The following is an 18,028-nucleotide window of genomic DNA, read 5'->3' as shown; positions in this document are numbered from 1 at the left end:
TTACCGGAGTGCTTATCTTTTCTGGTAACCACCAAGCATTTTCCTGCCGATCCTATAGGTAATTGTGCTGGTCAGCTCATCCTCATCCCTTCCGTGACGATCAGGGTATGAATGCAAGCGAAAAAAATTTGGGGGAAGCTACATCCGGGCTACGCCCGGCTTCCGCTTCCCCCAAAATTTTTGCAGGTGCAACGTCATCAAACAAGGGGCAAAGGTCTTGTTGGTTTCTCTTTGTTTTTTTCAAACAGTTGCGCCCGGAAAGTGGCCAAAAGCTGCAATACTTCCGGCAATTTTACCATTCGCAAACCGAAAAGGCCGTGGTCGGCATTGTCGAGGTGATGGCCGAGGCGCATCCCGACAGCACCACCGACGATGACCGTTGGGAATGCGTGGATATCAAGGCAGTCGAGCCACTGAAATCACCCGTCACGCTGGATGATTGCAAGGGCGACGCGCGGTTGTCCGACATGGTACTGGTGAAAAATTCGCGCCTGTCGGTACAGCCGGTCACCGCCGAGGAATGGAACATCGTCCGGTCCCTCGGCGGGCTGTCTTAACAGACCGGCGCCACGACCCGTTTGCGCGCATCCCGGGTGTGCAGGGCGCTGTCCACATGCCAGTTCATCAGGGTCATCAACAGATCTGATTTCACCCCTGCCGCTTGCGGATCATCCCAGATATTGCGGGTTTCCTTCGGATCGTTGACCAGATCGAACAACTGCCCGAAATCCGCCCCCTGATAATGCACCAGTTTGTGAGTGTCTGACCGTACCATCGTCAGAAATTTCGCACCCGTCAGGTTCACATCGCCCCCCTGTTCGCAAAACACATGGGAACGGCCCGCAAACGGCTGCCCGTCCAGCGCGGGGTTCAGGGACGTCGCCTCAAAACTGGCATCGGGGGTGACCCCGGCCCATTCCAGAATTGTCGGGCCAAGATCGAAGAGTTGCACCAGTTCATTCACCTCGCGCCCCCCGGCAAACCGTGACGGGGCCGAGATAATCATCGGAACGCGGGTGATTTCCTCGTAGGGTGCCCATTTCTGGCTTAGCCCATGATCGCCCAGACAATCGCCGTGATCGCTGGTGAAGATGATGATCGTATTGTCCAGCCGCCCGCGTTTTTCCAGCGCGTCCAGAATATCGCCCACCTCGCGGTCGATCATTTCGCAGTTGGCGTAATAATAGGCCCGCATGCGGTGCAATTCTTCGCGGGTCGGGTTCAGCTTCCATGAAACGGAATCGTGATCGACCTCGACATCATGCTGGCGCTTTTCGGTCAGGGGCGGCGGCAACCCGTCCATTTCGGCCTGCGTCACATCGGGCAGGGGAATATCGCGGGCCATGTATTTTTCGGCATACTCCGGCGTCGGGTCATAGGGCGGATGCGGGCCGGGAAAGCCGACAACCAAGAACAGCGGCTTTTCCACCGGCTTTGTCTCAAGCCACCATTGCACCATGCCGCCGACAAAATTGTCCGACTGCAACCGTTCGGGCAAATCCCAGGTGAAGGCGCCAAGGCGGTCCTTGTAATCGGGGCGTTTGCGATATTCCTCGCGCTGCTGTTTCTTCAACCCATGGGCGCCCAGCGCTTTGTCCCATTCATCAAGAAACCAGCGGCCCTCCATATACCGATCCTTGTTTTCCACCACGAAGCGTTCGTCAAACCCGGCGGGTGCGTCATAGGGGATCGTGTGCATCTTGCCGATGTTCACCGTCTGATACCCGGCGTTCTGCAAATCGCTCACCCAGGTGCGGCTCCAGGCCTGACCATTGGCAATCACGCCGTTGGTATGGGGGTAATATCCGGTGAACAGCGACGCGCGGCACGGCACGCAACTGGGCGCGGTGACATGGCAGTTCGAGAAATTCACCCCCCGTTCGACCAGACGGTCGATGTTGGGCGTATCCATGTGCGACGCGCCCAAGGCGGCAATGGTGTCGTACCGCTGCTGATCGGTGATGATCATCACAATATCGGGTTTGTCGGTCACGGTTGGTTCTCCTGTCACAGGTTTAGGTCGAAAAAGCGTTCGGCCAGCACATCAAGATGGGCGCGCATGGCGGTTTGCGCCGCTTCGGGAAGACGGCGCTTCAAGGCGCGCAGGATCACCCGGTGATCCTCGACCGAGCGGACTCGGTTTTTGCGGTGCCGGGTCTTGTCATACCAGGTTTCCCACAGCTCGCTCTGGCGCATCTTCCACAGGTGGCTGACATAAGATTCGATCACCGCATTGCCTGCCGCCCCGGCGATGATGAAGTGAAATTCGGCATCTGCCGCATCGAACCTGGGAATATCATCCAGCGCGCCGCCCATGCGGTTTACCGTTTCCTCCAACGCGGCAAGAGTGGCATCGTCGATCCGCTGGGCCGCGCAATAGGCAGAATGGCCCTCGATCAGGCGTCTCGCCTCCAGCACCTCCCAGGGGCCGGCGGTATCCATTTCAACCAGGTTGCCCCTGGCCGGGTCGCGCATGTTGCCCGACAGAACAAACACACCGGCCCCGACGCGAATTTCCACATAGCGCATGATTTCCAGCGCCAGCAGTGCCTCGCGCACCGTGGTGCGGCTCACCTCAAGCTGCGCCGACAGTTCGCGTTCCGGGGGCAGGCGATCACCCGGCGCATAATCACCGCCATTGATTTGATCCGCGATTCCCTGGGCAATCTGCAAATACCGCCGCCCGCCTGTCGGCAATACCAACACTGTCATTTTTCGCCCCCGTTGCGGCGCGCCAACCGCTGCGCCACCGCAGGCCATGCCACCGTCAGGGCGCAAAGGGCAAGAAAGGTCAGCGCCCATGGCCGGTCGAGGATTTCCAGCACGTTGCCATCGGACATCATCAGTGAGGCGCGCAATTGTTCCTCGGCGATGGGCGACAGGACAAATCCGATCACGAAGGGACCAAGGGGCACCCGCGCCGCCTCAAGCCCCAGACCGATCACGCCAAACGCGATCATCACCCAGACATCGGCAAAGCTGCTGTTCACGGCATATGACCCGACAACACAAAACACGAGGATCACGCTCAGCAGGGCCGCGCGGGGAATTTGCACCACCCGCGCGATCCATTTCACCGCGCCCCACATCATGATCAGCATGATGATGTTGGCCACCAGATAGGCGGCAATGATGCCATAGGCGATCTCGGGCGCATTCTGAAACAGCAGGGGGCCGGGTTGCAGGTTGTGGATGGTCAGCGCGCCAATCAGGATCGCTTCGGTCACGCTGCCCGGAATGCCCATGGTGATCAGCGGAATCAGCGCGCCACCAACGCTGGCGTTGTTCGCCGTTTCCCCGGCCACCACCCCCGGTTCATGCCCGGTGCCGAATTTTTCCGGTTCTTTCGACAGTTGTTTGGTGGTGGAATACGACACCAGCGCCGCGATATTGGCACCAATCCCGGGCAACAGGCCAATCCAGGTGCCGATAATCGAAGACCGGAGCATGTTCGGCCCATGGGTGCGCAGATCGGACCAATAGACCGGCAGGCGCTTTTTCGGTGGTTCGATCTTCAGCGCCGCGCCCGATTCATTGGCATCACGCAACACCTGCGAAATCGCGAAGGCGCCAATCAGCACCGGCAACAGGCCAAACCCCGACAACAGGGTCGAACTGCCAAAGGTCAGCCGCGCCTGCCCGATGCTGCTGTCGATGCCGGGCAGGGCAAAGGCCATGCCCAAGGCCGCCGCCAACAGCCCCTTGGCCAGCGACCCCTGCGCCAGCACCGCCAGCATGACCAGCGCCATCAGGACCAGCGTGAAATATTCCCAAGGTCCGAATTGCAGGGCAAACCGGGCCAGCGCGGGCGACATCCCGGCCAGAAATACCCATGAAATGACGCCCCCCACGACCGACGCCATGATCCCCAGCGCCAGCGCCCGTTCGGCGCGGCCTGATTGGGCCATGGGATAGCCATCAAAGGTGGTGACGATGCTGGCCGGGGTGCCGGGCATCCGCAGCAGGATCGCAGTGATCAAGCCGCCCGAAATCCCGCCCACATATTCGCCAATCAGCAGCGTCACCGCGCTGACCGGATCCATATGAAAGGTCAATGGCAGGGTCAGCGCGATCAGCATGGAGGCGGTAAGGCCCGGAATGGCGCCAACGACAATTCCAAGCCCGGTGCCAAGAATCAGGAACAGCAGGTTCTGCCATTCAAACAAAAGGGTAAAAGCGTCAAGCACCGGTCATCCGATCCTGATATAAAGGAAAGAGGTCAGCACCCAGGACAGCACCAGCGCCACAATCAGGCCAAGTGCGCCAAAGGCCAAAGCGTTGCGCAGGGTCGGGCGCGACATGATCACACCCGTCGCCATGACAAACACCGTCGCCGCCGCCACAAACGGCACCCGACCGAAATCGAGCGCGCCCACGAAACAGACCAACGCGCCCAGAACCAGCGCCCCGCGAAACGGCAAAGGTTGCGGCACGCTCCCCGGTTCGGGACGGCGAAGCGCCTGTATCGCCACGATCAGTGCCAGCAAGATCAGAACGCTGCCCAGAATGCGCGGCATCGCGGCAGAGCCCATTGGCTCAAACCGGGGCGGGGGCAGATCGGCAGAGCCGATAAACAGAATGGCCGACCCGGCAATCACGGCACCACAGAGGGCCAGATCGCCAAGGGTTCTGCGGCTGAAGTCAGGCAAGACGCATACTCCGGGGCAAAGGGAAAAAGGCCGCCACCCTGAACGGAACGGCGGCCAGTCTGGGAAAGTTACTGGATGGTTGCGGCGACCTTTTTCAGCGCCTCCAGCGTCTTTTCTGCGTCGGCCATGGCGTCAGGGCCGCTTACCCAATAAGGCTCAAGCGTGTTGTTCTTGAAATATTCAACGATATCAGGGTCGTTGATCGCCTTTTCCAGGGCCGCAGACAGGGCATCTGCCGCCGCATCGGGCGTGCCAGCCGGGGCCAGCCACCAGTTGGGGTTGGCCCATGACACGTCATAGCCCAGCTCGGTCGCCGTGGGCACATCGGGCATATCAGGCAGGCGTTCTCGGCCGAAATACACCAGCGCCTTCAGCCCTTCGCCCTGCGCAAGGTATTCCGACGCCGAGAACAGCGCGATATCCGCGTTGCCCCCCAGCAGCAGGCGCAAACGGTCGGCCCCCGAATTGGCTGTCACATAGCGGGTTTCAAACCCCGCAGCATTGGCAAACATGCCGCCCACGAAATGCGGAATGGTGCCGATACCCACCGCCTCGACCAAAGAACGGGGATTGGCCTTGAGGTGATCGACAAGCTGGCCAATGGTGTCAAATTCGCTGTCCGCACGCACGGCCCAGATCGGGCTGCCGCCGCCGGTATAGCCAAGCGAGCGGAAATCCGAGAGATCGAAATCACCCAACCCCATCGCGATGGCGATCAGGGCCTGATGGTGCCAGTGAATGATCGTATGACCATCGGCCTTGCCCCGGCGCATCTGATTCACGGCATTTGCACCCGCGCCGCCATCGGCGTTGACCACGACCATCGGCTGGCTCAGCCACCCATTTTCTTGAATTTTCTCGGCAATCAGCCGCGCCACCACATCGGTGCGCCCGCCGGGTTTGAATGGCACGATCACGCGGATCGGCTCGGTCGGAAATTCCTGCGCGGCGGCCTGTCCGGTAGCGATTGGTCCAACCGATAAGACCGCCCCAACCAGTGCCGCAACACCCAAGGTGCCGCGCAATGCGCCGGTTACCCGGCCAAGTTTCTGCATAATATCCATGGTTCCTCCCTTGCACCGGTCTATTCCGGCTTGTGATTTTCTGGTCCAACCAATATTGATTCGAACTCAAACTGTCCAGACCATTTTTAAGAAAGGTCCAACCGATGCAGGACAACCGCCCCGACATCGTTATGGTGATGACCGATCAGCACGCCGCCCGCGTCATGGGCTGCGCTGGCGATACACATGCCCGCACCCCTGCGCTTGACCATTTGGCGGCGCAGGGCACCCGCTTTGACAATTGTTATTGCCCTGCGCCTTTGTGCGTTCCGTCGCGCATGGCGTTTCTGACGGGGTTGGAGCCCCATGTATCGGGCGTGTTGAACAACGATTGTTACCTGCCATCCGACATTCCCACCATCGCCCATGCCCTGGGCGCGGCAGGGTATGATTGCCATCTGGTGGGGCGCATGCATTTTTACGGGCCGGACCAACAGCACGGGTTTGCCCATCGTCCCATTGGCGATATTGGCGCGTCGTGGCCCGGGGCGCGCCGCCTGACATTGGTGATCTGACCAAGGGGCGGGGCAATCGCGGCCCCGAACTGGCCCATTCCGGGGCTGGGGAAACCTCGTATCAGGCCTATGATCTGGCGGTGGCCGATCACGCCGACCGCACGCTGGCCGCCCTGAAAGAACAGCGCAAGCACACCGGGCGGCCGTTTTTCCTGTTGGTCAGCCTGTTTTGCCCCCATCCCCCCTATATCGCCCGGCGCGATGATTTTGACCGCTTCACTGATCTGCCGGCCCCGCACATTCCGCCCCCCGATACCGACCATCCCGCCCTTGCGGCATGGCGACAGGCCGGCAGGATGCCCGATGTCAAAGAGGACGCGATCCGCAACAGCCGCGCCGCCTATTACGGCCTTGTCCAGATGATCGACCGGATCTGTGGGCGGGTGTTTGATGCGGTCCAAGGGCAGGACAACACCATCAGCATCTATGCCAGCGACCATGGTGAATGTCTGGGCGAACGGGGATTGTGGTGGAAAAGCGTGATGTACGATCAAAGCGCCAAGGTGCCGCTGATCATACGGGGCACGGGGTTTGCCAATGGCGTTGATAACCGAGTGTGCAGCCTGCTTGATCTGTCCGCCACCCTTCTTGCCCTTGGGCAGGCGCAGCCCCTGCCGGGGCAAATCGGCACCGATCTGCGCGCGGTGGATGCGCCGCAAAGCGCGGTCAGTTCCTATTACGGCGGGTTGATGAACATCGCGGTGGGTGACACGCGTCACCGGATGCTGCGGCAGGGGCGGTATAAACTGATGTGGTTTGATGGCATGGCGCCGATGCTGTTCGATCTGGCCACTGACCCGGACGAGATAACCGATCTGGCGGGTAATCCGGCCCATGCCGACACCCTGATGGACTTGACAGCGCAGCTTTTGCACGGCTGGAACCCGGCGCAGATCGCCATCCGCCAACAGGTGCAGGGCGAACGGGTGGGCGTTTTGCGCGATTGGGTGCGCACCACCCACCCCGATGAACCGGCCCGCTGGCAAGACCCCGACAAGGCCCGCAACCGATATGAATGAGGATTACCGCGCCCCCAGTGCTGCCAGCTTTTCGTCGGACAGATAACAATAGCGGTTCATCTGAACCGGGCCATCCCCCAGCGCCCGAAACCGCCGCATCACGTCTTCGGTGGGACCATAACCATGGGACATGCCCCAGACCGGCACATTTCCCGCCTCGGCGCGGGCCTGTGCAATCTTGGCGGCAATGGCCGCTTCGGGGGCCGGGTGTGGCTGATCGGGTTCGGGATAGCGGATATCACCGGCCTGTCGGGGCGTGTCGGGGGACAGCGCCAGAATACGGCTCAGGGCGCGGGCAACATCACCGGGGGCGAAATCGGCGCGGCTGGTCAGGGCGGCCAGATACTCGGCTTCGATCAGGGGCCAGTGCATTGTATAGAATTTGACCCCGATCGCATCGCAATGGGGCGCCACCGACGCCGGGCAAAGCCCCGTCGCGATGTTAAGGGGCGGCGGAAAGGCGTGCAGAAACAGTTTGCACCGCCCGCCGCTGGCCTCATCCACCGTTTCCCGCAGGAAGGCGGCAAAATCGGTCACCACGGCGCGGCGCAGGGCCAAAAGGTCGCCCAGCACCGGATAGGCCGACAGCAGGCTGTCACGGAAACTGTCAAAATCGTCCAGCGCGATATTTTTGCGCCGCACCGCACCATCCCCCAGATCGCGCAGAAACCTTTGGGTGCCTTGCGCCAGCGTTTCCAGATCAAGGCCCAGCTTTGTCGCATGGGGCGCCATCGCCGGGTTGAAATCAAAAAACAGCGCGTCAAAGTGATAGGCCGGATATTCCGGCCAGTCGTATTTCAAACCGTCGATCTGGGGATAGGTCTGACACAGATCCCGGGTGATCGCCCGCACATAGGCCCGCACATCCGGCGCGGCAAGTGACGCGTTGCGATCCACCCGCCCGGGCCGGGCTGTGCCATCGGGCAACAGGGATTCATCCCCCGGCAGCGGCCCGCCAAACTGCACCCGGTAGCAAGGCGGAATCGCCGCCTGAATCTGCATCCACACCTCAAGCCCGCGCATCTTGGCCGCCTCGACAAACTGCCCGACGACGGCGCCGTCGCTGTCTGTCAGGGCATCGGCAACCGGCGGGCGATAGGCCAAACCATCGTACAGCGCAGGGTCAGGCCGGAACGATGGTGCGGCCGTCAGCCACAGCTCGCGCTGGCCCCAAAGTGGGCGATCCAGCAGGCGCTTGTGCCCCAGCCCCCATCCCCCGGCGGTTCGCGGTGGCCGGTGCCGGGGGCCGATTGCGCCGCCACATAGGGCGACGTGGTCAGCGATGTTGCCCCTGCCACATCGGTCAGATTGTGCAAAACCGCCTCGATTCCTTCGGATTGGGCGTATTCGGGCATCACGGTGATACCGAGTTCAGGTGCGTTCATCATGTTATTCCGTTATGAAAGCGAAAACCCAAGACCGGGCGTCAGGCCCGACAGGTCAAGCTGCCCCTGCGTGACAGCGGGCAGGGCGTGGCCCACCAGATCGTCAAACATCGGCGTTTCGTCAAACTGCATTTCAAGCAGCCCCGATGTCTCCAGCGCGGCGCAGACATGCAGGGTTTGCCCATGGCAGATCGGGCCAGTGGGGTTGTGGGGTGAAAAGGTGATGCCATGGCGGGCCAGATCGGCGGCAATCGCCAACATTTCATCCGGGCCGCCGCAGTATTTCACATCAGGCATCATCACATCATAGGCCCCGGCATGAACGAAGGGCGCAAAACCGCCTCGCCCGATGGCCGTTTCCAGACCGGCCAGAAGGATGCCATGGTCATTGGCCCGGGTGCGCAGGGCGACAAGCGCGGCAATCGTATCACGGGTTTCGGCAATGGGGCATTCGATCCAGTGCAGATTGTAAGGCACACAGGCATCAATCAACGCTTCGGCCCCCGCCCGGCTGAACCGCCAGTGGCAATCCACCATCAGCCGCCGATGCCCGATGGCCCCGCGCACCGCCGCAATCCGGGCCAGACCGGGTTTCATCGCCTGTGCCATGGTTGCGCGGTCTTGGGTTGGCTGCACCTCGTCGAACGGCGCGATCTTGATCGCGGTATGCCCGGTCGCCAAGGCATCCTGCGCGCTTTGGGCCATGCCCTGTGGGCTGCGGTCGCGGGTGCGGCGGTTGATGTTGGCGTAACAGCCGATGACACTGCGGCGCGCACCGCCAAGGTGCTTTGACAGGGCCACATTGGCCTGTCGCGCGCAAACATCACTGTGCGCCTGAAAAATCGCCGAGGATGCGGCGGCATGGGCCAGTGTGTGGAACGGCAGGCCGGACAGATCCAACTGCGCCGGATCATCCAGCAATCCGGCGGCGATGCCCTGCACTTCGCCCTCGCGCCCTTCCAGCGTCGCTTCGCCCCAACCAATGTGGCCCGCGCCATCCTCAAGGGCGATGAACAGCCATGTGGTTTTGTCCGTCACCGCAACCGTCACGAACCGGGCGTGCGCGATCACGGCACTTGCCCCAGAGCGAACACCCGCCTCATACCGATGGCCCGAGGCGGGAAATCACCTCATCGCCTTCGCCATTGCGTTCAACCGCGACGGTCTGACCGTTGCACACCCCTTCAAACACGGCGATCAGATCAGGCAGCAGCGCGCCGCGTTCGCAAGCGCCGGAAAATGCCGCCGAGGCATCGAAATCAATCTGACCGGGCAGGCGTCTGGCCGTATCAGGGTTGCCCGTCAGCTTGATCGTCGGGGCCAGCGCGCTGCCGTATGGGTTGCCATGGCCGGTGGTGAAACACACCACTTGCGCGCCCGCCGCCACCATCGACGAAATCGATTCCGGCGACAGGGTGGGCGTATCCATCAGGTGCAGGCCGGGGTTTTCCACAGCCTCACCCGCCGCCAAGGCCCCGCAAATCGGCCCTTGCCCGGCCTTTGATATGGCCCCGAGCGATTTTTCCTCAAGCGTGGTCAACCCGCCTGCGTGGTTTTGCGGCCCCGGATTACCGATCAACAGATCATGCCCCGCCCGGGCGGCAATGGCATGGCGCGCCTCGACCAGGTCGCGCAGCCGCGCGGCAATGTCGGGTCGCACACAGCGGGCATAAAGCCCCGCCTCGCACCCCAGCCATTCAAGCGTTTCGCTGATCACCGCCGCGCCGCCCTGTGTGATATGATGATCCAGCAGATCCCCCACCAGGGGGTTGGCAACAATCCCCGACGAAGCATCGGAATGGCCACATTCCGCCGCGATCACGATATCTGACAGTGGGCAAGGCACCCGGGGTTTGGCCGAAAGCGCCGCGCCCATTTTGCGCCCTTCGGCAATGGCGGCCGCGGCCATGGCTGTACCGTCTTCGCCCCAGGATTGCAGCGAAAACCCCTGCACCAGCCGCCCGGCCTTTTCTGCCGCCTCGACAAACTGCGCGCACAGGCCGTCATCCGGGGCCAGAACGATCACGCCACCAGTGTTGGGATGGGTGACAAAGGCGCGCAACATTGCGGCGTGAAACACCTTGTCCGCGCCCACATGGCACCGCCCAAACCCGGTTGCGATCAGAACCGCGTCGGGCAATGCCGCCGCCACCTTGCGCGCACCGGGGCCGTTCAGACCGCACACCGACAGGATCAACAGATGGTTGCGCACACCGGACCGCCCGTGATCGCGCGCATACCCATGAAACAGGCTCATCCGATTGCCCCTTTCAGATTGTGCAGATGCACGTGATCGCCCGGCGCGATATCCGCCGTGGCATGGCCGATCACCGCGCCGTATTTCACCACATCCTGACCCATCGCCATGGCGACCAGGGCAACCTTGTGCCCCATGGGAATGTCCACGCTCAGGGCCACCGTAGCCCCCGAGGCCAGCGTTGCGGCCTCTCCCGCCCGGTGATCGCGCAACAGACAGACGACAGTATCACCCGGGTGCAGATGCAGGGCTGAAACGCTCATATCACCACCTCGGTGCAGGACACGAGAAGGTCGGACATCGCCGCAACATCGGGGTCATATCCGATGCCCGGTTTGTCGCTAAGGGGGAATTCACCATCCACAAGGGCCAGGCCGCGCCCGGAAAACACGCTCAGCAGCGGGTTTTCGGAACTGTCCACCTCCAGCACCCCGGCACCCCCGACCGCCGCCAAAAGATGCGCCGATGCGATCAGCCCAACACCCCCGCCAAGGAAATGCGGGCAATAGGTGCGCCCGGCCTTTAGCGCCTGTTGCGCAATCGCGAAGGTTTGCGAAATCCCGCCCCATTTGCAGATGTCAGGCTGAAGAAACTGCAACGCACCCTGTTTGATGGCCACGTCAAACCCTTCGCCCGACAGGTTTTCACCCCCGGCCAAAGGCATTGGCGCTGCCTCGGCCAACGCCTGCCAATCGGCCAGCGGGGCGTCAGCGGCCAGCGGTTCTTCCATCCATTCAAGATTGAGGGGGGCAAGGCGGGCCACCTGTTGGCGGGCGGTGGGCAAATCCCATGCCTGATTGGCATCAAGCATCAGCGCCTCGCCATTTTGCAGATCACGCGCTGTTTGTTCGGCCACGCCCAGCCCGTCGTCAGGGCCGAACCCCACACGCTGTTTGAACCGGCGATACCCCATGTCGCGCATCCGGTTGACCTGTTCATCGGCCAGACCGGGGCTGATTCCGCTGGCATAGGCCGGCACCGCGCGAGCCGTACCGCCCAGCATCGCACACAGGGGTTTGCCCGCCCGCCGCGCCCGCAGATCGTACAGCGCAATATCGGCGCCACAGGCAATTTGCGCCACCGGGCCGGGTTCGCCCGATTGCACGATCAACCGGTGCAACCGGCGCAGGATTTCGGCAAAGGGGGCGGGCGTGTCCGCGTCCATCCCGCTCAGGGCGGGGGGCAGGATACGCGCGGCCAACCGGGCGCGGTGCAAATCGCCATCGGGGGGAAATTGCACCAGATTTCACCCCAGCCATAGGCACCTTCGCTGTCTTCCAGCCGGATCAACAGGGCGGGGCGGTGGGGCATCGGCCCCATCACCGTTTTAACCGGTTCCGGCAAGGTATGGCGGAAATGGTGGATCGTGGCGCGGGTGATCGGCGGGGCCATCAAAATGGCTCCAGCCGGTTCATTGCCGGATCGACCGCCCAAAGATAGGTGCTGGCCGGTTCAACCGCCCCCGCCCAGGCCGCCAGCACATCCTTGCGCGCGCGGCGTTCCAGCATCCGGCCGCGGATGGCATCTGGTGACCAACCATCCAACACCAGCGCCGTCAGCTCCTGCACCTTATCCGCGTGGGCCGGATCACCGGCCAGATCGTTGCGCTCTTGCGGATCATCCGCCAGATTGAACAACAACGCCGGATCATCGCCGTGAAAGTGCAGCTTCCAATCGCCCCGGCGCACCATCCTTTGCTGCACCGCGCGCCCGCCTGTCCAGGCCGGCACGGCGTCGGTGCAATATTCACTGAACACGGTGTTGTCCCAATCGCCCTTGCCGTTCAGCCGGGGCCAGAAACTGCGCCCTTCGGCGTGGGGCAGTTGCGCGCCACCCAGCGCCTCGATCATGGTTTGGGACAGATCGATCAGGCTGACCACATCGCCGCAGGTGCCCGGGGTCAGTGACGGATGCGACAGGATCATCGGCACCTTGGCGCTTTCGTCAAAGAACGTGTGTTTCCACCACAGCCCGCGGTCGCCCACATGATCGCCGTGATCGCTGGCATAGACGACCAGCGTGTCGTCGCGCAGGCCCAGTTCATCCAGGCGGTCAAGCACCTGACCCACCATTTCATCCAGCGTGGCGACAAGCCCCCAATAGGCCGCCCGTGCCAGCCGCGAATTGCGGTCCGGCACGCCCGTAATGCCCCGGTTTTCGCGCCACCACCTGATCCAGCCGGTATCGCTCGCCCCCTCCGGGATGGTGGGGGGTGGCAGGATATTCATGAAATGATCGACCCAGCGGCGCGCCGCCACATAGGGCGCATGGGGCAGCATGAACCCCACGGTCAGGGCGAACCTGTCACCCTTTTCCGCCAGCCGATCCAATGCCGAAAGCGCGGCGGCGGTGACATCGTTGTCCTTCACCTCATAGGCCGACTGCCCCGCACCGACGACGACCAGACTTTCAGGTGTGGGGTTATTCGCCCCGTCAAGCACCCCCAGATCGTGCCATTTCACACCCGGGAAGTTGGGCGAATGATCGCCCACCTCGCGCCACGCGTAACCGCGCAACTGATCCGGCCCAACCGAATGCATCCGCCCCACCAGCCCGGTTTCCACCCCCGCCGCGCCCAACGCATGAAGCCATGTGGGCCGGTCGCTGGCCAGGGCATCGTCATTGGTCCAGCACTCCTGCGACGAGGGGTGACAGGCGGTCAGCATCGACATGCGCGACGGCGTGCAGATCGGTGACGCACAATAGGCGTTGGTCATTCGCACCCCGCGCGCCGCCAGCCGGTCAAACGCGGGGGTCACGGCATGGGGATCACCGGCACAGCCCATGATTTGGGCGGCATGTTGGTCGGAAAACAAAAACAGCAGGTTCTTGGGCATCATGGCTCCAATCGTGTGACAAGGGTGCCATTTGTGTCGAATTCCAGCGGTGCGGGCGCGTCGTGGTCAATCACATCTCCCTGGGCCTCAAGTTCGGGCAGCAGGTTGGCGGTGATCGCGATTTCATCAAGGTGCGATGACGACCGGATCAGGCACAGGCGGGGCGCATCAGCGGCCCAACATGTGGCCACAATCGCGCGGATCACCGCCTGTTCATCGGGCAGGACAATGGGAATATAGGCCTTGTCAGTCATCGTGGCCGTGACCGCATTCGTATACATCGCCATGAGGTCAAGGGCATTCGCCATGCCACGGGGCATGAAATCGGCCATGCCCACACCGATACCGTTGCCCTTGGTGCGATCGGTCAGACCCAGCACCGCGATCTTGTGAATGAACGGGCGCACGGGGTTATCGACGCCGCGAATATCGGTGCGCCCGGAAATTGCCGGGTCGATCCCGGCGCCGGAAATCTCCTTGCCCAACCGCTCGATGATCAGCCCGTCCAGCCTTTCGAACGGCAGGCGGGCCATGGCGTTTTTCGCCTCGATCAGCAATCTGGTATCGGCGGTGGCAAAATCGCGTGGCGCCACAACCTCGATGTGGGAAAGCTGTTTATGGGCATTTTCCACCAGCGCGATTCCGGCGCACAGGGGGCGCGCTCCACGATGCGCGCCGCCAGTGCGGGCAGGGATTCGGCCAATCCGCGCGGCCCGGCCATATGCACCTGTGCGGCACCCTCGGCCTTGCCCAGCCCCACGGCCAGCATTTTGGTCAGCCCGCTTTCAATGGGGCGCGGAAAACTGGTGTGTGCCTTGACGCGATTGATTACCACAACGCCATCGGCAGCGGCGGCGTTTGCATCGAAACGGCAGGCGGTGCCACCCGGCAAGGTGCCATAATCCACCGTTTTCATGGTCGCGCGAATGGGGCAGCCCATCGTTGCCTCGGTGACGCCAAGCGCGGCCAGAACACCCACCTGCCCTTCGGCGGTGCCGCCCCCGTGCGACCCCATGCCGGGCAGGATAAAGGGCACATAGCCTTGGGCCTTCAGCCACTCGACCGCGGCCTGTGCCACGACATCGATATCGGCAATCCCCCGACTGCCGACCGCCACGGCGATTTCAGCGCCCTTGGGCAGGGAAAACAGGCCCGATCCCGACAGTTTGGCACGGACCGCCCCGGCCACATCATCCAACGCCGCCACGTCGGGCTGACGCAGGCGCAGGCGGATGAAATCGGGAATCTGCACCGATTTCAGATGTGGCAGGTCGATGGCGGGAAAGGTGGGGTTGGTCATGTTGGCACCTTGAGGGCAAAACGGGTGAACAATTCAGGTGGCGCATCATGGACCTGCATCGCGGCAGTGATCTGCGCACAAAACGCCGCCTCGATCGCCGGATCATGGATCGGCGTCGTCTGGTCCGGGTCGGTGGACAGATCATACAGCACCGTTGCCGTATCATCGAAACCGCCACCCTGCATTGGCGGGCGCTTGGCGTCGGCAAGGGCGGGGATTTGCAGCACCGGCATCCCTTGGGTAAAGGCAAATCCGGGATGCAGCGTGGCGCCCTGCATTTCCTGTGCGGTAAAGGGCGCACCGGAATGTTGCGGCATCAGGGTGTATTCGAACAGCGCCGCATCCTCCATATCCGGGGGATAGCGGAAATAGGTATGGCGCCCATCGGTCACGTTGATCGCACCGCCAAATGTGCCGTAAAGTGCCGCCTCGCGCCCCGGCGCATCGTTCAGCAAGGATCGGCCCTGCACCGTGTCAGGACGTTCCACATGAAACATTTCCAGCAGCGTCGCCATCACGTCGATGTTTTGTGACAGCACCCGGCTGCGCCTCGGCGCCTGACCGGGGGTGTGGATAAACAGCGGAATACGGGCGATTTCAGAATAGAACGGCATCCGGTTCTTGCCCCACCAGCCGTGTTCGCCCAGCATGAAACCATGGTCGGTGGTGACGATCAGCGCGGTATCGTCCCACATTTCGCCTTCGTCCATGGCATCGAGCAACCGGCCAAGCTGGGCATCGCACATGGCAACCAATGCGGCCTGACTGGCGCGCAGATCGTCGGTGTCATCGCCGGTTTCATCGCGCCGGTAACGGGGCCAGTCGCGGATCTTGTCGCCCTTGGTGGGAAAGGCGGCGCGCTGTTCCGGCGGCGCGTGAAAGGGTTCGTGGGGGTCGAACACCTCGATCTGCAAAAACCAATCGTCGTGGCGCGCGTGATCGGCCAGAAACGCCAACCCGGCGTCAAAGGTGCGGACTGTCGGGAAATCGGGCGTTTCACAGATGCGCGTCCGGTTCATCGCCGCCTGAAGCCGGTAGCCCCCGGTATTGGTTTCCACCTGCTCGGCGTGATAGGTCGCGGCAAAATCATCATGGGGTGGCGCGATGACCGGCACCCATGGATCGGCCTCTTGGCCGCGAATGAACGCCCAGGAATCAAAGGCCGTGTGATAGGTCGCACCACCGTTTTCAAAATAGTGGTAATGATCTGTCACCAGATGGCTGTGAACACCCGCCCCGCGCAGGCACGCCGTGGCGGTAATATCGAACGGCTCAAGCGGCCCCCAGGACCGGTGCAGAAAATTCAGCCGCCCGGTTTGCAGATCGCGCCGCGCAGGCATACAGGGCAGCGACCCAACATAGTGGTTGTCAAACACCGTGGTGCGCGCCGCCAGCCTGTCGAAATTGGGCGTGGGATGCGGCCCGCCGTAACAGGCCAGCGATTTCAGCGTCAGTGAATCATAAAGCAGCAGGATTGCCTTCATCGAAACCTACTCCTCTGCCTTTCTGGCCGCTTTCGCCTTGCGCCGCCGTTCGGAAATGAACGGCCAGACCAACAGCACGATCGCCATCAGCGTGAACGCGAGAGGAAAAGGCCGGGTGACGATGGGCGAATAATCCCCCGCCGTCATCATCAACCCGCTGCGCAGCTTTTCTTCGCCCAACGGTGCCAGAACAAAGCCTATCACGAAGGGGCCAAGGGGGATGCGCGCCTTTTCCAGCAGGAACCCCAGAACACCGAACGCCAGCATCACCCAGACATCGAACATTGTGTTGTTCAGCGCATAGGAACCGATCACGCAGAACATCATCACGATCGGCAAAACGAACGCCTTGGGCAGATAGATCAGCCCCGAGATGTATTTCACCGTCGATGTCATGAGAATGAACATCAGGATATTGGCCAGCAGGGCGGCCGCGATCATGCCCCAGACAATATCATTGTTGGTCAGGAACAGGGTCGGCCCCGGCTGAATTGAATGGATGGTCAGCGCCCCGATCAGGATGGCGTCAATCACGCTGCCCGGAATGCCCATGGCAATCAGCGGAATCAGTGCGCCACCCACCGTGGCGTTGTTCGCCGCCTCCGAGGCGATGATGCCCTCTTCACTGCCGTGGCCGAATTTTTCCGGTGTGTCACTGACGTTCTTGGCAACGGTATAGGCCACCACCGACCCGATACTGGCCCCGATACCTGGCAGAATGCCGATCCAGGTGCCAATAAAGGACGAGCGGATCATGTTCCCCGCCGATGCCTTCAGTTCGCGCAGCGTCATCAGAACCTTGGAGTTGCCCACCTCCTGGCGGTCAGGCACCCCGCTGCGGTCCATGCAATCCTTGATCACCTGAGACACCGCAAAGGTGCCGATCAGCACGGGCAACAATTGCAGACCACCGTTCAGTTGATAATGATCAAAGGTCAGCCGCGGCATTCCCGTCGCCGGATCAACCCCGGGCATTGATGCCAACATGCCGAACAAGCCGGAAATCAGCCCCTTGATCATCGATCCCTCGGAAACGCTGGCAATCAGGACCATGGCCATCATGATAAGGGTGAAATATTCAAACGGCCCGAATTTTGTAGCAAGGATCGACAGCGGCTGGGTGATGGTGAACAACACGATCCAACTGATCAGCCCGCCAACAAACGACGCGGTAATCCCCAGCCCCAGAGCGCGCCCCGGCTGACCGCTGCGCGCCATGGGATAGCCATCAAGCGTGGTCATCACCGCAGCCGGTGTACCGGGCATGCGCATAAGCGTGGCGGTAATCAACCCGCCCGAAATGGCCCCGACATACATGGAAATCAGCAGGACAACCGCATCGAACGGGTCCATGTAGAATGTCAACGGCAGGGTCAGCGCGATCAGCATCGCGCCCGACAACCCCGGAATCGCGCCAACGACAATGCCCAGAAACGTGCCGATAAACAGCATGAAGAACGTCCAGGGAACGAAAATGTGGCCGATGGCCCCGAACAATGCGCCTATGTCCATGATTGA

At 62.0% G+C, this 18,028-nt stretch carries 20 protein-coding genes; 3 read left to right on the top strand and 17 right to left on the bottom strand.

Going from position 1 to position 18,028, the window contains the following annotated elements; genetic code table 11:
* The first annotated feature begins 107 nt into the window (after nt 1-107).
* Nucleotides 108-557 carry an EVE domain-containing protein gene (locus tag AC0L7P_RS03315; protein ID WP_473434482.1) on the top strand — a complete coding sequence of 150 codons (450 nt, stop codon included), beginning with the start codon at nt 108-110 and terminating at the stop codon, nt 555-557.
* Here the strand turns inward: AC0L7P_RS03315 and AC0L7P_RS03310 are convergent.
* The 5 genes from AC0L7P_RS03310 to AC0L7P_RS03290 form a co-directional block, all read right to left on the bottom strand.
* Nucleotides 554-1,993 (bottom strand): sulfatase family protein, encoded by a 1,440-nt coding sequence (locus AC0L7P_RS03310; RefSeq protein ID WP_473434481.1) that lies wholly within the window; start codon nt 1,991-1,993, stop codon nt 554-556. The two genes, AC0L7P_RS03315 and AC0L7P_RS03310, sit on opposite strands and share 4 nt — an antisense overlap.
* A 14-nt stretch (nt 1,994-2,007) precedes the next feature.
* Entirely contained in the window at nt 2,008-2,712 is a 705-nt protein-coding gene (locus AC0L7P_RS03305) for a FadR/GntR family transcriptional regulator (RefSeq protein WP_473434480.1), read from the bottom strand.
* A complete protein-coding gene (locus AC0L7P_RS03300) occupies nt 2,709-4,187 on the bottom strand; it encodes a tripartite tricarboxylate transporter permease (protein WP_473434479.1) in 1,479 nt (492 codons plus the stop codon). The genes AC0L7P_RS03305 and AC0L7P_RS03300 overlap by 4 nt, the downstream gene beginning before the upstream one ends.
* 3 nt (nt 4,188-4,190) lie before the next feature.
* Nucleotides 4,191-4,649, bottom strand: coding sequence for a tripartite tricarboxylate transporter TctB family protein (locus tag AC0L7P_RS03295; protein ID WP_473434478.1), 459 nt, complete (start codon nt 4,647-4,649; stop codon nt 4,191-4,193).
* 68 nt (nt 4,650-4,717) lie between these two features.
* Nucleotides 4,718-5,713 (bottom strand): Bug family tripartite tricarboxylate transporter substrate binding protein, encoded by a 996-nt coding sequence (locus AC0L7P_RS03290; protein ID WP_473434477.1) that lies wholly within the window; start codon nt 5,711-5,713, stop codon nt 4,718-4,720.
* A 104-nt stretch (nt 5,714-5,817) separates the two neighbouring features.
* Between AC0L7P_RS03290 and AC0L7P_RS03285 the strand changes: the two genes are divergently transcribed.
* Nucleotides 5,818-6,228 carry a sulfatase-like hydrolase/transferase gene (locus AC0L7P_RS03285; RefSeq protein ID WP_473434476.1) on the top strand — a complete coding sequence of 137 codons (411 nt, stop codon included), beginning with the start codon at nt 5,818-5,820 and terminating at the stop codon, nt 6,226-6,228.
* Entirely contained in the window at nt 6,192-7,247 is a 1,056-nt protein-coding gene (locus AC0L7P_RS03280) for a sulfatase-like hydrolase/transferase (RefSeq protein ID WP_473434475.1), read from the top strand. The genes AC0L7P_RS03285 and AC0L7P_RS03280 overlap by 37 nt, the downstream gene beginning before the upstream one ends.
* Before the next feature lie 3 nt (nt 7,248-7,250).
* Here AC0L7P_RS03280 and AC0L7P_RS03275 read toward each other — a convergent pair whose 3' ends face one another.
* From AC0L7P_RS03275 to AC0L7P_RS03220, 12 genes are read right to left on the bottom strand one after another with little or no spacing between them, the layout of a single operon-like run.
* Complete coding sequence (locus AC0L7P_RS03275) at nt 7,251-8,351, bottom strand: hypothetical protein (protein WP_473434474.1); 1,101 nt, start codon at nt 8,349-8,351, stop codon at nt 7,251-7,253.
* A gap of 44 nt (nt 8,352-8,395) precedes the next feature.
* Nucleotides 8,396-8,632 carry a hypothetical protein gene (locus AC0L7P_RS03270; protein WP_473434473.1) on the bottom strand — a complete coding sequence of 79 codons (237 nt, stop codon included), beginning with the start codon at nt 8,630-8,632 and terminating at the stop codon, nt 8,396-8,398.
* A 12-nt stretch (nt 8,633-8,644) separates the two neighbouring features.
* A complete protein-coding gene (locus AC0L7P_RS03265) occupies nt 8,645-9,703 on the bottom strand; it encodes an enolase C-terminal domain-like protein (protein WP_473434472.1) in 1,059 nt (352 codons plus the stop codon).
* Between the two features lie 28 nt (nt 9,704-9,731).
* The gene (locus AC0L7P_RS03260; protein WP_473434471.1) at nt 9,732-10,889 is read right to left on the bottom strand and encodes a UxaA family hydrolase; all 1,158 of its coding nucleotides are present in this window, start codon (nt 10,887-10,889) and stop codon (nt 9,732-9,734) included.
* Nucleotides 10,886-11,152, bottom strand: coding sequence for a UxaA family hydrolase (locus tag AC0L7P_RS03255; protein ID WP_473434470.1), 267 nt, complete (start codon nt 11,150-11,152; stop codon nt 10,886-10,888). Before AC0L7P_RS03255 ends, AC0L7P_RS03260 begins: the two co-directional genes overlap by 4 nt.
* A complete protein-coding gene (locus AC0L7P_RS03250) occupies nt 11,149-12,129 on the bottom strand; it encodes a mandelate racemase/muconate lactonizing enzyme family protein (protein WP_473434469.1) in 981 nt (326 codons plus the stop codon). The genes AC0L7P_RS03255 and AC0L7P_RS03250 overlap by 4 nt, the downstream gene beginning before the upstream one ends.
* Nucleotides 12,060-12,281, bottom strand: a complete 222-nt coding sequence (locus AC0L7P_RS03245) for a hypothetical protein (RefSeq protein WP_473434468.1) — start codon at nt 12,279-12,281, stop codon at nt 12,060-12,062. Before AC0L7P_RS03245 ends, AC0L7P_RS03250 begins: the two co-directional genes overlap by 70 nt.
* A complete protein-coding gene (locus AC0L7P_RS03240) occupies nt 12,281-13,729 on the bottom strand; it encodes a sulfatase family protein (RefSeq protein ID WP_473434467.1) in 1,449 nt (482 codons plus the stop codon). Before AC0L7P_RS03240 ends, AC0L7P_RS03245 begins: the two co-directional genes overlap by 1 nt.
* A complete protein-coding gene (locus AC0L7P_RS03235) occupies nt 13,726-14,358 on the bottom strand; it encodes a hypothetical protein (protein ID WP_473434466.1) in 633 nt (210 codons plus the stop codon). The genes AC0L7P_RS03240 and AC0L7P_RS03235 overlap by 4 nt, the downstream gene beginning before the upstream one ends.
* Nucleotides 14,277-15,026, bottom strand: a complete 750-nt coding sequence (locus AC0L7P_RS03230; RefSeq protein ID WP_473434465.1) for a hypothetical protein — start codon at nt 15,024-15,026, stop codon at nt 14,277-14,279. Before AC0L7P_RS03230 ends, AC0L7P_RS03235 begins: the two co-directional genes overlap by 82 nt.
* Nucleotides 15,023-16,510 (bottom strand): sulfatase, encoded by a 1,488-nt coding sequence (locus AC0L7P_RS03225; protein ID WP_473434464.1) that lies wholly within the window; start codon nt 16,508-16,510, stop codon nt 15,023-15,025. Before AC0L7P_RS03225 ends, AC0L7P_RS03230 begins: the two co-directional genes overlap by 4 nt.
* Nucleotides 16,511-16,516: 6 nt before the next feature.
* Complete coding sequence (locus tag AC0L7P_RS03220) at nt 16,517-18,022, bottom strand: tripartite tricarboxylate transporter permease (RefSeq protein ID WP_473434463.1); 1,506 nt, start codon at nt 18,020-18,022, stop codon at nt 16,517-16,519.
* Nucleotides 18,023-18,028: the final 6 nt, after the last annotated feature.

Source organism: Oceaniglobus sp. K40-3 (genome assembly GCF_055808395.1).
Note: the sequence above shows the minus strand (reverse complement) of the source record. Positions and strands in the feature narration are given on the sequence as shown.